This window comes from Sandaracinaceae bacterium, assembly GCA_016706685.1.
Taxonomy (GTDB): Bacteria; Myxococcota_A; Polyangia; order Polyangiales; family Houyiibacteriaceae; genus JADJJE01.
The window spans coordinates 1-14,264 of sequence record JADJJE010000029.1; the positions used below are offsets into that span (position 1 = coordinate 1).

Below are 14,264 nucleotides of genomic sequence, written 5' to 3' on the forward strand. Positions count from 1 at the left end.
CGTATTGCGCAGAAGTCGGTTTATGTAAACACTCCGAACAGATGCTTGAGACGATTCATGAGGACTATGGGCCATCGCCCGCGAGGTCACAATACACGGACCATGCAGGACGGCTGTCCGTCGCAACCGCCGCAGTTGCGGCAGTTGGGCGTCGCCCATGTAGCCCACGCACGCATCATGCCCTCGAAGGTCGACGCTCCGGGGGTGAAGGTCCCCGCGAGATCATCGCATTCCGCTTGCGTTTGCGATGTGCCCGGGCCTGGGGCCGCGATTACGGTGATGTCCTCTTGCGTGCCCGACCACGTGGTCGTCGCACTTGAGTCGCTCGAGGGGCCGCCGCAGGCTTGGGCCGCCGCAAGGTCGTGCGTCACGGTCATGGTCGCGGGGCCGTTGGACGCGGTCGCTCGGAAGGTGCAGTCCGTGAAGTTGCCAGTGTCCTGGTAGATGGCGTGGAAGCGCAGCTCGAAGGTGTTCACCTCCACCTCGGCGAGCAGTCGATCGGCGTCTCCCAGGAAGGCGGCTGGCGAGTACGTGGCGGTGGCGGTGGTGGTGACGAGGACCGGGCAGCCGGTCGCGCACGGAGCGATACCTTCATCACAGACGACGACCCGCTGCAGGTAGGTCGGGAGCGCCGCACTCACGACTTCGTGTGGGAGGCAGGCCACTCCGGAAGTCAGGAAGTCCTCGAGGGCGTCCGTCGCGCAGGTCGAACTCGCACAAGCCCCGGTGCCCACACACGCACCCTCTTCGCAATGGTCGTCGGTCGAGCAGCCGTCACCGTCATTACATGCGCTCGCAACGGACACGGGAGTGAACACACAGCGCTGCGACTCGCACGTGTCGGTCGTGCACACGCTCTCGTCGTCGCAGTCTTCGACCCCGTTGCAGCGAATCTGCACGCCGCCATCGCCCATGGAGGAACCGTCACCCGGGCTACAGCCGCCGAGCCCCAACCCACCCATCACCACGAGAAACGAAGCAATCCCATGACGCACGCCGACCCCTGTCTTGGACTTGACGGGAAGTGTGCCAGAAGGTGTTGGCGTCTGTCACCTCGTCGTCGACGGCAATCCCACACTCATGGATGCCGCGTGCAGGGGAGGGTGCTTTGCTGGCTGCTACGCGTTGAGTCTGGGGGCTGGCGCCTCCGGCAGCGTGCAGCCCCCGGCAGCAAGCGTGCTGCAGCCGCGATGTTCGGCGCTCTCACGCGGGACGCGGGGCTGGACCCACGTTGGAGGGAGCTCGCGCGTGCCATACCGGAGTCATCACCCCTCCATCGCTCTGCAGCGTGGTTCCTGGAGCCCGTAGAGGAGTCCTAGTCGCTCGGCCTAGTGCACGATCTCGATCGCGGCGTCGGGGACCACCGCGCGGTAGAGCTGCTCGGCCTCGGGCGACGACACCCCAATGCAGCCCCCTCGGTCAATCCCACCTCCACCTCTCCGGACCTGCTGCGGGCCATGGCCGAACCGAGTACCCTCGCTCCAGCATGGGCTGGAACGCACTGTTGTTCGGAGAGCTGGAGTTTCCCCCGGAGGGGGTCGAGACGTGGACTGCGCTGATCGTCGAGCCCGGTGAGTTCAAGGACAAAGCCTGGAAGCGCTCGCCGTGGATGGGGGACCCAACCGAGAGTACGACTGTCGCCGGTGTACTTGCGAAGCTCGCCGAGCACTCCCGCTGGTGCGAAGAGGAGCTTCGAATGGCCGACCATCAGTCCGTCCGCATCGAGGGTAACCGGCTTTCCATCCGTGCCTCGATCAACGAGGACGACTTCCGGAGCTACGCTGGCGACATCGCCACCATGCTGCGACTCGCGGCGCGCGTCGGTGCACGCGGCGAGTACGTCGCCATCGCGGGCGACGACATGGCGGGCGAGCGGCTCGTGCTGGACGCCAAGGGCAGTCATTGCGAACCGGTTGATCTGATGGGCGCACTGACTGGAGGCGAGGTTCCCGAGAGCACGCTCGACTACGCCTCCGTGATTCCGGAGCTGTTCGCGACGACGGCTGCGGCGGCAAAACGCCACGCCGAGATCCGGAGCACCCTCGTCGGGAAGGGTGCGGCTGCGAAGGCGAAGAAGGGTAGGGCCGCGAAGAAGGGCAGTGCTTCGAATACCCGCGATCAATGATTCATGATGCCTATGGGCCGGAGTCGCTCGAGTTCGAAGATGATCGGACCGTGTCCTGCGAAGTGCCGCTGCTCGAACGTGAGCCGGTCGCCCCTCACACGAGGCCGAGTAGGAACCGTCCGCGTGCAGCTCGATGACCACCAGACGCACTGGCTCCCAGGGGCGCGTCTGGGTGCCCACCCACGCGCCGACCATTCCCGCCGCCAGCGCCTTCAGCTCCGCATTGGGGGCGTCCACGCCGTATCCACCGACCGTCGGCACCGACGTATCGACACCCGGGGGGAGAGTGGAAGCTTCCGCGCACGCGAGAGGGTTCTCGGGATCGAAGGCGGGACCGGGGCTCTCCGGCTCAGCGTCCGCGAGTTCGGCGCCAGCATCGAGGTCGCCCACGCTCGACGACTCCTCCCGGGCGGCAGTCCGGGCGGAGCGCACTCTCTAGCGAGAGCGGAGAGAGAGTTCGAGCCAGTGAGCGCCTCGCGCTGGCTGGCTCGGCGACATCGTCAGGGAATGTAGACGTTCTGTGAGCTGCCCGCGCTCCCATCCGCACTCGCTGTGGGTACACCCGTCGCACCCGCGTTGCCGCCACCGCCGCCCGTGGGCGTGCCGTCGGGAACCGCGAACGTGTTGCTCGTGAGGTAGTCGATGGTCGCGCCCATGGGAAGGCCGGCCACAGCCACACCGATGGACGCGCCGCCGCACCCGCCACCACCGCCGCCGCCCGTGCCACCGATGCCGCCGCGTCCGCCGTTTCCGGCACGAAAGGGAACCCAGAAGCCGTTGGAGTTGCCGCCGATGCCGCCGTTGCCACCGGTACCGCCGCGTCCACCGGCGCCACCTTCGCCACCGTCGCCACCGAGGCCGCGCGCGACGACGTTGGCGTGAATCGTCGGCGGTGTGAGCGACATTCCGCCGGTGAAGAACACGAGGATGCCGATCGACGCACCGCCGGTGCCGCCTGATGCGCCGCCAGCGCCGCCACAGCCTCCTGCCCCCGAGCCACCCCCGGAGGCGCCCAGGCGGTAGCGTTGCGTCGTGTTCGCGCTGACGCCCGCGGGCATGTTCGCCATGGACGCCGTGTCGAACCCGCCGCTGGGGGCGCCCGTCCCGCCTCGTTGGCCAGCCGCGCCCTGCGCGCCGACCTGCGCGCTGCCAGGAACCCAGACACCCGCCACGAAGCTACCGAATCCACTCGCGCAGCCGAGGCCCTGTGAGCCCGCGTTGCCGCCGGCACCGGGACGTCCATCGCCACCCTCGAGCGGGACGATGGTGCTCGGGAAGCCGGCCTCCGTCATGTGGCTGTTGCAGGAGCTGCCCTGCGTTGCGCTGTCGCGCGTCCAGTGATAGCCGGGGTCCCCGTCCAGGCCCGGGATGGGAGGCGTGTACGACGGGAGCGGGAACACGGGGCACGTGGCGCTTCCGCCCAAGATGCCGCTCGCGCCACCGCAGGACGGGTTCGTGCCCGCTGCACCACCGACGACCTGGCTTCCTCCGGGACAAGCGCCTGCCGGGCAAGTCTGGCCGGCGTCGGGCGGGTTGCTTCCGTTGCCGCCGTTGAGTACGGCGCCGCCCATCGAGAACACGCCGAAGCCGACGGCGCTGTTGGCGCCGCGCGCACCGCGACCGCCTTCGCCTCCGACGATGCGATTGTTCACCAGCGCGAGCGAGTCGTCCGAGTCGGTGATGTGCGCGGCGTACGTGGCGCCGCCGGGGCCGCTCGCGGGGGTGTAAGCCACGTCGTAGCCACGCAGCACGAAGCCGCTCACGACTGTCTCGCTAGGGCCCGTGATGCTGCTCGCGAAGATCGCGGCGGTGTACGTGCCGGGCGCGGGGGCCAATGGCGCGATGACCGTCGGGAAAGAGACGATGTTGCGTCGGGAGAAGTCGCTCGAGTACCCGCCATGCAGCTCCACGCCCTGCACGAGCGTGACGCTCTCCGTGTAGATGCCGGTGGCGACCAGGATGTAGGCCTTGGTGGACGCCTGGAAGGCAGCCAGCGCTGCGCCGACGGTGGCGAACGGCTGCGCACGTGTGCCCGTTCCTCCCGGCGCCGCGCCGGCACGCACGAAGAGCGCGTCACCGATCACGCCATCGATGCCGTCGCAGTTCTCATCCACGTACACGGCGCTCGCGTTCGGGTAAGTGCGCGTGCCCAACACGTCGACGAACTCGACGTCGGGGGGATCGACGTTGGTGTTCCCCGAGAGGCGCCGACACTCGCAGCCGTCGTCCGTGTCCTGGTTCGCATCGACCCAGTCGTAGTCGACGCCGGCGATGTTCTCGGAGACGCACATGTCGATCCGGCAGGCGGGCACCGGCAACGCCGTGTCGCACGACGCGATCGCGTGGTTCACGGCCGGCGTCCAGATGAAGTTGCAGTTGTTGCCGCACGCACCGCAGTGCTCAATGCTGGTGTAGCGACCGCCGGCGTCGGCGTACGGCTCGTCGATACTGCCATCGCAGTCGTTGTCCACACCGTCGCAGATCTCGGGGAGCAGGCCATCTGCCGAGCACGCGTCGAAGTCGTAGGTGTTGCCCAAGAGAGTGCAGATCTCGGTGCCGGGGCACGCGCCGGGGTCGACGAGGCACGGGCGCTCGAGGCCCTCGGTCGCCGCGGTACACGAGCACGTTCCGCCCGTCGGCACGCACTGCGAGTCACCCCCACCGATGTCGGAGCAGGTGTAGCCCGTGGGACACGTGGTTCCGTAGAGCGAGTCGGTGTCGCAGTCACGCGTGCAAGCGTTCACACCGGCGCCGATGTCGGCGCAGCGGCTCGTTGGCACGAGACAGTCGCCGTCGGTGGTGCAGGGCTGACAGAGGTTGTCGGGGAGGGGCAAGCACGCGATGCCATCCTGGAATGAGAAGTAGCCCGGGGCGCACTCCGTCGCCCGACACGTGGGTGTGCCTCCGATGATCGCGCACTCCACGCCCGTCGCGTTGTTGAGGACGCGCTCGCAGTCGTTGCCGCACACGCCGCAGTTCTCCACGCTGGTGTAGTCGCCATTCGCGTCGACGAAGCCCTCGTCCACGAGCGTGTCGCAGTCGTCGTCACGCACGTTGCAGACCTCGTCCCGGCTCCCAGCACCGCCACACGGTTCCACGCAGAGGTCGTAGGCGAACTCGGAGTCGCCGCCCCGCTCGCACGCCCATCCCTCCGGGCAGCCGGTGTCGCAGAACTCGGAGCAGTAGCCCCCACCGAATGGGTCGGTGACGCACACCGTGCCCTCGCACTGGAACCCGAAGTCGCAGGCAGCGCCGTTCGGACGATCGTCCGGGGGGAGCCGGATGTCAGGCCCGTCGTACACGACGCAGGTTCCGTTCACGCACGAGAGCGGATCGGGACACTCCTCGTTGAACGCACACGTGCAGGTGAACATCATGCAGTCGCGCAGACGGGGGTCCGTGTACTCGGTGCGCGTGACGACTTCCGTGTCGCACCCGCTCACCGCGATGGCCGAGAGGAGGGCCAGGCACGCGCCCAGCAGCTGGAGTCGGTTCTCAGTACGCATGGACATTGGCGCTCGCTCCGTTCGAACCGTTCGTTCCCTGTGCTGCCCCCGGGCCGTACCCGCCGAGTCCGCCGGCCCCGCCGGTCAGCGTGGCGTTCGGAATCACGAAGGTGTTCGCGCTCGTGTACTGCGCGCTCGGGATGCCCGGGCCGCTGATGCCGAACGCAGGTCCTCCGCATCCACCGCCGCCGCCGCCGCCGTCACCGCCGTAGCCGCCCGAGCCGCCGTTGCCACCCGGCCCAGCGCCCCACGACTCCGCCGCCACCGTGCCGCCCAAGCCAGGGTTGCCGCCCGCGCCGCCTGCACCGCCAGCGCCACCGGCGCCGCCCGTGCCGCCGCGTCCGCGTCCGATCAGACTGCCCGTGATGCTGGGGCGCGTGCCCGAGGCGTTCACGATGTAGAATGCGAAGCTCGCGCCGCCCGAGGTGCCGGTCGCGCCCAGGTTGCCACCGCAACCGCCTGAGCCTCCGCCACCGCCTCCGCCCCCGAGGTCGCCCAGGTTCTGGCCGAGCGACGGCACCGTGCAGGTGGCGGGCTGTCCGTTCGTCGCCCAGCTGCCGGCACTGCCGCCTTGGCCGCCGAGTCCAGGGCCTCCCGCCGAGCCGACGGTCGCAGCACCGGGCGTCCAGACGCCGGCGACCAGTGTGCCGAACGTCATCGAGCAGCCCGCGCCACCCGTGCCGTTTCCGCCGTTTCCACCGTTCGCGCCATTGGGCCCGTTCCGGAGGGCCGGCGGTTGGAAGTCGTACTTGCAGTACTGCGCTCCGCCGCCGCTATACGTGCCTCGGCCACCGCCGTTGGTGTAGGTGCAGCCGGCTGCTGGCGCGCCCGCGACCTGTGGGTCGTTCGTGTCGGCCTCCATGCCCGCGCACGCCACGGCCGCCGAGCACGCGCCGTTCGTGCCCGCCGTGCCACCGACCGAGCTCTCTCCTGCGCAGTTGCTCGTGGCGCACTGGCGCGCGTTGCTGCCCGGGCCGCCTTGCGCGCCCGCTGCGCCAACGCCGCCTCCCGGGCCACTCGCGCCGTCGCCGCCGCGTCCACCGAGCACCTCGTCGTTGACGAACACGAGGGAGCTCGTGCAGTTCGACGTGATGACGGCGTAGCTGGGCACGCCCGCATAGGCCGCCCCGCTCGGCACGTCGTAGCCGCGGATGGTGAAGCCGGCGACCACGGTGGCCTCGTCGATGTTCGCCGCGTACAGCACGCCGCTCGCGGCCAGGGTGGCTCCTGCTGCGGGCGCGGGGGCCGTGATGACCGTCTGGTTCAGGACCAGGTTGCGCAGAGTGAAGTCGGCGCTGTAGCCGCCGTAGATCTCGACGCCCTCCACCAACACCACGCGCTCCGTGTAGGTGCCTGCGGCGACGAGGATGTGGTCGTGCAAGGTCGGATCCCACGCCGCCAGCGCGGCGTTGATGGTGCCGAACGGGTTGGCCCGTGTCCCGTTGCCCGTGGCTCCCCGCCGAACGAACAGCGCGCGCGCCTCGTTGCCGTCGATACCGTCGCAGTCGCGGTCGAGCGTGGCCAGCGACTCTGCGCTCGGGTAGGCGGCGAAGCGGTCGGGGTCGTCCGAGCCGTCGCTCACGGACGGGCACTCGCAGCCGTTGAGGTCGAGCGTGTCCATGTCCTGCCACGCATAGGTCGTCATGCACGCGCCCGCTTCGCACAGCGAGGTGGCTCCGTACGTGGACTGGCACGTCGCATCCACCGTGCACGCGCTGGTGCACGTGCTGCCGCGACAGAGGCCACCCGCGCCGCAGTCGCCGTCCACCGTGCAGGCGCGCACGCACTGGTCGAACGTCGTGCTGCACGAGGTCCCCGGGAACGCCGCGCACTCGGCGTCGCTCCGGCACGCGAAGCCGCCACCCACGGCAGTCTCGGTGCAGGCGTCGATCACGCAGTCGGGGCCGGCGCTCAGGTCGCAGACCGCGACCGCATGGTGGATCGCCGCGGTGAAGCGCGTGTTGCAGTTGTTGCCGCACTCGCCGCAGTTCGTGGCGGTGTCGTACGTCCCGCCCGACACGAAGTCATCGTCGATCGTGCCGTTGCAGTCGTTGTCGTTCTCGTCGCAGACGTCCGTGGTGAAGCTGGTCTCGCAGCCCGTCCAAGCCGCGCCCGCGCCGTTCATGTTGCAGGTCTCGACGCCGAGGCAGACGGTGTCGTCCACGGAGCTGGACGTGCTGCACACCCGCATCAGCCCGACGGTGCCCGGCGTGCACTGGCAGCTGTCCGCGTCGGGCTCGCAGACCGAGCGGGCCCCGCGACCGGTGCACGTGAATCCGTTGGGGCAGCAACCCTGGGCGCCCGTAGTTCCATCGCACGCTGGGTCGCCCGAAGCGTCGTCGCAATACTGGAGGCAGCGACGGCCTTCTCCGCCAACGTCCTCGCAGAGGTGGCCGACACCCGTGCCGCAGTCCGATGCCTGCGCGCAAGGCTGGCAGTTGGCGACCACGCGCGGAAGACAAACGACCGCCTGCCCCTGGGCGTTCACGTATGGCGCAAACCCGTCGGCGCAGCGAACGGGCTCGCACGTGAAGCCGTCGTCGTGCAGCACGCACTCGGTGGCGCCGTCCACGGGCACACCACCCACGCTCTCTAGGTTCGAGAGCAGCGAGCCGCAGTCGATCGCACACGAGCCGCAGTGAGAGGGCGTGCTGAACGCGTCGTCGCTCCCGAGGAAGTTCTCGTCGGCGGTTCCGTCGCAGTCGTCGTCCCGGCCGTTGCACTGCTCGAACTCCGGCGGGCGGACGCCGCAGCCGTCGCCGATGATGCCGCCGTCCGGGTCGATTGATCCGTCAGGCCCCGCGTCGGCGTAGACGACCCGGGGAACGCACATTCCGTCGACGCAGTTCGTGCGGATCGGATCCGCGCAGTGCGAGGTGGCCCTGCACTCGCAGGTCCCGGCGTCGAGGCAGCCCTCGTCGAGGTCCGGGACTTCGTTGATGATCGTCTCCGTGTCCGTACAACCCACGGATACGCTTGCGAGGAGCGCAAGCACGACTATGAGCACGCGCACGGGTTTCGACGAGGCCATGGGTCCAATCTACAAGGGCCAATGGTGACTTGCGGAGGATTTCAGGGCACGCGCTGCGGTTCGGTGTGTGGATGTGCTCGACGGGGTGCAGTGACCCACGTGTGGGTTCGAGCTGACCGACAGCGTTGTCAACGTGCGTTAGAAATGTCGGTCAGAAAGTTCATTAGAAATGTCGGGTCCACTGTAGGTGCGTGAGGGGTAGAGGCCGTCCGCTCGCCAGTTCAGAGCGCAAAGGTCAGGACGAGGCGGCGTGCTCTAGGCGGCCTCTCGAGAGCGTGCGCTCACGATAGCCCTCGCGCCCAAAGCTCCGCTCGTGCCAACCTGACAAGGCCGACAGGGGCTGCATGCGCGCTGGCCGGCAGCGTACCGGTTCGTGTAAACTCTGCGAGCACCGGATCCGAATGATTCATGATTCACACGCTGGAATTCTTGACTTGAAAGTGACAAGAAAGGCCTCACTTCCGTTCATACTGATGCTGTTCTCATCTGGCACCATGCTGACTGGATGTACCGACGCACCTCGCGACCGCAGTGTGCCCTGGTGCGAGCAACGGGGGCTGGATGAGCTTGGCCCCACGTATCGCGCTCAGTGCTGGGACACGGTCGATGACCGGCCGCAGGTGGCTGTTTGCCCCACTTCTTGGAGCGATTCTTCGAGTGATGGTCACCGCCTCCCGAGCGCGATCACCCCCCAATGCGTGGACAACCACGGCGGGTCGGGTCGGGGGACCATGGTCACTTGCCCTGGCGACGCGGATGCTCACTGTTCCCCCCTTTAATCGTCTCCTGCGACACCTCTGTCGCCACGGCAGACCAACCGGATGTCAGTAGCGACCTGTGCACGGTTGTATGAGGCTCGGCGCTGGAAACGGTGGTAGGTGGATGGAATGCGTTTGCTTCTCCCCCCGAGCCGCGGCCTCGCTGCGGAAACCGCGCACGCCGAGCGCTTGGCCGAGTGGCTCTCCCACTGGTTGGGTGTCGCGTGTGCAGTCGACGTCGCACCCAACTACGCCGCCGTGCGCACGGCCGCCTTGGACGCAACCCACGATGTCGTGTGGGCTCCTCCCGTGATTTGCGGACACATCGCCGGCAGCGTCCGCAGCACGCTCACGGCCGTGCGCGACCGCTCGACATCCAGCAGCGCCGCGCTGCTCGTGCGCAAGGACGGCGACATCCGGCAGCTCTCGGACCTCGAGGGCACACGGGCAGCGTGGGTCGACAAGCTCTCCATGGGTGGGTATCGGAGCGCCTTCGCGCTGCTGTGTCAGCGGGGGTTCCAGCCGTCCGCGTTGTTTCGAGCCCAGGGGTTCTGCGGCTCGTACCGGGACGCGATCCTCGCGGTGGCCGCGGGCCACGCGGAGCTCACCTCGGTGTACGGCCGCATCGACGCGAACGAGAGCGACATCGCCGACACGTTGGAAGACATGGTGGGCGATCCCGCGCTCCGCCTGCTCTGTCGCACGCCTCCGGCCCCCTACGACGCGCTCGTCATTACGCAGCGGATGTCCGAAGCCGACGCGACGGATCTCGAGCAGAGAGTCCTAGACCTGCGACCTCGCGCGCGCGCGCGGTGGCAACGCCGTGCTGCTGCAAGTATGCCAGTCGGAGGGCTTTGCACGGCTGGACGACTCGGCCTACGCCTGGCTCGAGCACGCGGCGCCCAGCCTCGACCGCGAGCCCCTCAGGCCAGTGGGCCTCTGCGCGCTGAGCGACGAAGAAGATGATGTCCCGCCAGGGAAGCCTCGCCCTCGGAGCACCTATGGAAGTCAACGGTCACATCCAGTTCACGGTCATCGAACAGTCTGCGGACGAGGTGGTGTCCGAGATGCCGATCCAGCCGGGTATCCTGAACCCCTACGGCACGGTGCACGCTGGCGCGACGCTGTGGTTCGCGGATGTCACGGCCACGGTGCTGGTGCTGGCCGGAACGCAGACCAGCGCAGGGATGCAGGGCTTCCCCCTGGCCATCAACCTGAATGCCAACCTGGCCGGCAACAGCCACGAGGGCACGTTCATCGCACGCGCCGGCTATGTGAAACGAGGCAAGAGCGTGAGCATCGTGCGCACCACCGTGACTGACCGCTCGGGGAAGCTCATCGCGGATGTCACCACCAGCCACGTCGCGTCCAAGTAGATGAGGGATCCGCTGAATATCCGTGTTGCCATGCCCATTGCGGTATGGTCCCGCGGGTCCATGGAGGGGGCCGCTTGAGCTGAGCGCGCCACTAGCCGAGACTCCGGTGCATGCGACACATCATCGTGCTCTGGACCTTCTGTCTCATGGCCTGCGGCAGCGGAGGCGCGGCCGAGCCCGCGACGGCTGCCGATGAGAGCGGGGGAGGTGAGAACGGCGGCCGTCCGCCTGCGCTGGCGGACTGCGCCGGGGTGTGGGTCGGTGTCGGGGTTCAGGAGGGAGGCCCGTGGACCATCGAGCTCACGCTGGCGCCGGCTGACGGCCCTGGGGTCTGCGGAACCATCGAGTACCCGTCCCTCGGTTGCGGTGGCCAGGTGGTGGACTGCGTCGCCGAGGCGGACGGAAGCATCACCATGCGCGAGGTCTACTCGCACGGCCTCGAGTCCTGCGCCCCGCCGGGCGCGCTGCGCGTGAGCTGCGGTGGGCGGGGCACGGCGTCGGAGGGACACATGAGCTGGGTGTGGAGTGGCGAAGGCGGCCCGGTGACAAGCGACCTCACGCGCCAGTGATTCATGACTTGTCGGGTGGACGCGATGCCGAGCGGCGGGAAGCCCGGCGCGTCCGCCTGCGCCGCGGCGCCGCGAGAGCGACCTCACTCACCGACAGCGCAACACCCGCACGGTCGCCTGCGCGGCACTCCGCGGGCCTTCCACTCCGTAGACCACGGCGACGCCGTCCGCGCCGCGCGCCTCGACCACGCGGTCGCCCAGCGCCACCGGGGTCCCCACGGCGCGGCCAGCCAGGTCGCGCCAGACCAGTGCGTAGGACCCGTCCGTGTGGCGCTCGACGTGCGGTGTGGTGGTGCCCGGGGGGAGCGCCTCGTCGGCGCCCAGCTCGCGCGCTGGCCCCATCGTTCCGTCTGGGGCCAGGGTTGCCACGCGCGCGGGACGGCGTCCCTCTGCGCCGAACACCACGCGCAGCGTGTCGCCCACGAAGCGCAGGTCCGTGACGGCTGCGGCGGGGAAGGCGCCGCGCACCGTGGCGCTCGTCCCGTCGGACAGGTAGAGGCGGCGCCTGTGCCCCGAGGACACGTCGGCCTCGCCCAGGGCTGCCCAGCGCTCCCCGTCGAGCGCCAGGCCGAGGGCCGCGGCGTTGGGGGCCTCGTCTTCGCCGAACTCGAACGTGGCGAGAGTCTCCACCGTGAACGCGCCCCCGTCGTCCAGCACATAGCGTTCGACGACCATGGGCCGGTAGGTGTGCGAGCGCAGGAGCGTGAGCGCGCGACCCTCGACGCGCACGTGGTGTCCCACGATCCACTCGCCCACCCGGTGCGAGAACGGCTCCCCGACGGTCATGCCCTGCTCGTCGAACACGAGCAGGTCGAGGCACTTCAACGATTGCGGCGCGCAGAGCGGGTGCGTCAGGAGCACGTGACCGGCCCCCACGCGGTACACGCCGAACAAGTCGCGTGCGCCCGGCATGGGCACCAGCGTCGCCGGAGCACGCGGGGCGCCGGTGGCGTCGAGGGACACCACGTTCACGTGCTCCGCGTCGACCGTCCACGCCACGAGCCCGCCCGCGGCGTCGAGCGTCGCGACCATCTTCGGACGCCGGTCGGCGGTCTCGTCGAGCACGACCGGCTCACCCAGCGTGCACTGCGCCCGCGCCATGTCGAGCGGGGGCAGGGCGCCCGTCGGCGCATGCGGCGCAACCGGAGGAGTGATCCCACGAGCGGTCTCCGGCTCGCGCTCGGGCACGTCGCCAGGGGTGGGCGCCGTAGCGGGCAGGGCGGGCGAAGGCTCCGCCGTCGCACCCGGCGACGCCTCGGGCGGGCTGGACGAGCAGGCGAGCAGCCCTCCGGGGAGCAGGCACAGCCACACGCAGGTGTGCGCTCTGTACGACCACGGGCTGGCCACCAGGCGCGAGCGGCGCGTGGCCACGAGATCATGGCGGGTCCTCATGAGAACGAGGGTGCCCAGTCCCACGCTGCGGGTCCAGCGAGCCGTGCCAGCTGCAAGTCCGTCCTTCCCAGCATGCGGTGCGGGGGTCCGCTATCCTCCGCGGCCATGGCCCCGCCGCACAGCCTTGCGCCCCTGGCCGCCATCCTCGAGTCGTATCAGCGCCTGCTCGGTGAGCCGCTCGAACCCGGGGAGCGCGACCCCCTCGCGCTCGCGCGCTGGCTCGACGAGAGCGCGCCGTACTGCCTGCTCGCCCACGACGATGCGGCGGACCCGCGCTTCGTATACGCCAACCGCGCCGCCCTTCGCTGCTTCGAGTACACATGGGACGAGCTGATCGGTATGCCCTCGCGTCTCTCGGCGGAGGCGCCCAACCGCGCCGAGCGCGACGCCTTGCTCAGCTCGGTCGCGGAGAAGGGGTACGCGTGCGGCTATCGCGGCCTGCGGATCGCGAAGTCGGGTCGCCGCTTCTGGATCGAAGACGTAACCGTGTGGAACCTGCTCGACTCCGAAGGGAACCCCTGCGGTCAGGCCGCGACCTACCGCCGCACCTCCCCCGCGACCGACGGCTTGCCCTCCACCTAGACCATCCACCTTGCTGCGGAACGCGCTGTCGTCCGCTCGCACGCTCGCCAATCCCGTCATCGCCTCGCGTGACCAAGCCACAGCGCCATGAGCTCCGCGCGTCCGCCCACGCCGAACTTCCGATAGAGACGCGAGTGGTATTCGTTGGTGGTGTGGAGGCTGTGATCGAGCTGCGCGGCCACCTCCTTGGCGCTCAAACCCTGTAGGATCGCCTGGAGGACCTGCTGCTCGACGGGCGTGAGCGGCGCGTCGGCCAAGAGCAGTCCGTGGCCCAGTAGGAGCTGACGCTGGAACCAGCGCAGACCGCGCAGGGCCTCCTCCGCCAGCGCACATGCGTCACGATCGAAGGGCATCTCGCGGCGATAGAAAGCCAGGCCGGCCTCCGTGTCGTCGTTCACTGGCGCGCCCACGAACATGACGTCCACGGCGTCCATGCCACCGCGGAAGAAGCGCTGGTAGAACTCGCTCTGGAACCACTCGGGCTCGACGAGGTCGGCCAAGCAGAGCACCCGAAAGCGTCCTCCCTGCGCGTGATAGCGGATGGACTTCTCATCGGGGCCCGCGTCGAGGCTGTCCTTGTAGTCGCGGATGGTGGCGTCGATGCCGGGCAGCGGACGCAGGTACTTCACCACCGGCATGCGCCAGCCCCCGAGCGGGTCGCTCATCGACGGGTGGGAGAGCCGAACCACGCCGGCCCACATGGCGTTGTCCGCGTGCAACAGCCCACACATCTCCTCGAGCAGGTGGCGCCACGCGCGGTCGATGTCGCCCTGTCCGAAGTCGGCGAGAGAGTCCCACAGAGCGTGCAGCCGGGCTTGCTGTTCGGGTGACGTTCCGGTCGCTGGCATGGTCGGTCTACTCCTCGGCTCCCCCAGTCTTGGGGGACGACGCACATCGCGCCCTACGGTAAACGAATTGAATCCTG

Annotated in this window: 10 protein-coding genes; 5 read left to right on the top strand and 5 right to left on the bottom strand. The window is 69.1% G+C overall.

The window, feature by feature from the left end; all coding sequences use genetic code 11:
* Window positions 1–86: 86 nt before the first annotated feature.
* Window positions 87–914: a hypothetical protein gene (locus tag IPI43_26645; protein ID MBK7777656.1), complete on the bottom strand. Its 828-nt coding sequence runs from the start codon at window positions 912–914 to the stop codon at window positions 87–89.
* 572 nt (window positions 915–1,486) lie between these two features.
* Here IPI43_26645 and IPI43_26650 point away from each other — a divergent pair.
* Window positions 1,487–2,125, top strand: coding sequence for a hypothetical protein (locus IPI43_26650; GenBank protein ID MBK7777657.1), 639 nt, complete (start codon window positions 1,487–1,489; stop codon window positions 2,123–2,125).
* Window positions 2,126–2,625: 500 nt separating this feature from the next.
* On the opposite strand, the gene IPI43_26655 is transcribed toward IPI43_26650, so the two are convergent.
* Both IPI43_26655 and IPI43_26660 read right to left on the bottom strand, forming a co-directional pair.
* Window positions 2,626–5,637: a hypothetical protein gene (locus tag IPI43_26655; GenBank protein ID MBK7777658.1), complete on the bottom strand. Its 3,012-nt coding sequence runs from the start codon at window positions 5,635–5,637 to the stop codon at window positions 2,626–2,628.
* A complete protein-coding gene (locus tag IPI43_26660) occupies window positions 5,621–8,662 on the bottom strand; it encodes a hypothetical protein (protein ID MBK7777659.1) in 3,042 nt (1,013 codons plus the stop codon). Before IPI43_26660 ends, IPI43_26655 begins: the two co-directional genes overlap by 17 nt.
* An 887-nt stretch (window positions 8,663–9,549) precedes the next feature.
* Between IPI43_26660 and IPI43_26665 the strand changes: the two genes are divergently transcribed.
* The 3 genes from IPI43_26665 (at window position 9,550) to IPI43_26675 (ending at window position 11,365) form a co-directional block, all read left to right on the top strand.
* Window positions 9,550–10,386 (top strand): PhnD/SsuA/transferrin family substrate-binding protein, encoded by an 837-nt coding sequence (locus IPI43_26665; GenBank protein MBK7777660.1) that lies wholly within the window; start codon window positions 9,550–9,552, stop codon window positions 10,384–10,386.
* Window positions 10,387–10,421: 35 nt separating this feature from the next.
* Window positions 10,422–10,796: a PaaI family thioesterase gene (locus tag IPI43_26670; GenBank protein MBK7777661.1), complete on the top strand. Its 375-nt coding sequence runs from the start codon at window positions 10,422–10,424 to the stop codon at window positions 10,794–10,796.
* A 110-nt stretch (window positions 10,797–10,906) separates the two neighbouring features.
* Window positions 10,907–11,365 (top strand): hypothetical protein, encoded by a 459-nt coding sequence (locus IPI43_26675; protein ID MBK7777662.1) that lies wholly within the window; start codon window positions 10,907–10,909, stop codon window positions 11,363–11,365.
* Window positions 11,366–11,452: 87 nt separating this feature from the next.
* Here IPI43_26675 and IPI43_26680 read toward each other — a convergent pair whose 3' ends face one another.
* Window positions 11,453–12,757, bottom strand: coding sequence for a hypothetical protein (locus IPI43_26680; GenBank protein ID MBK7777663.1), 1,305 nt, complete (start codon window positions 12,755–12,757; stop codon window positions 11,453–11,455).
* On the opposite strand from IPI43_26680, the gene IPI43_26685 reads away from it, so the two are divergent.
* Window positions 12,743–13,339, top strand: coding sequence for an MEKHLA domain-containing protein (locus tag IPI43_26685; protein MBK7777664.1), 597 nt, complete (start codon window positions 12,743–12,745; stop codon window positions 13,337–13,339). The two genes, IPI43_26680 and IPI43_26685, sit on opposite strands and share 15 nt — an antisense overlap.
* Before the next feature lie 56 nt (window positions 13,340–13,395).
* Here the strand turns inward: IPI43_26685 and IPI43_26690 are convergent, their stop codons facing one another.
* Complete coding sequence (locus IPI43_26690) at window positions 13,396–14,187, bottom strand: helix-turn-helix transcriptional regulator (GenBank protein ID MBK7777665.1); 792 nt, start codon at window positions 14,185–14,187, stop codon at window positions 13,396–13,398.
* Between the last annotated feature and the right edge of the window lie 77 nt (window positions 14,188–14,264).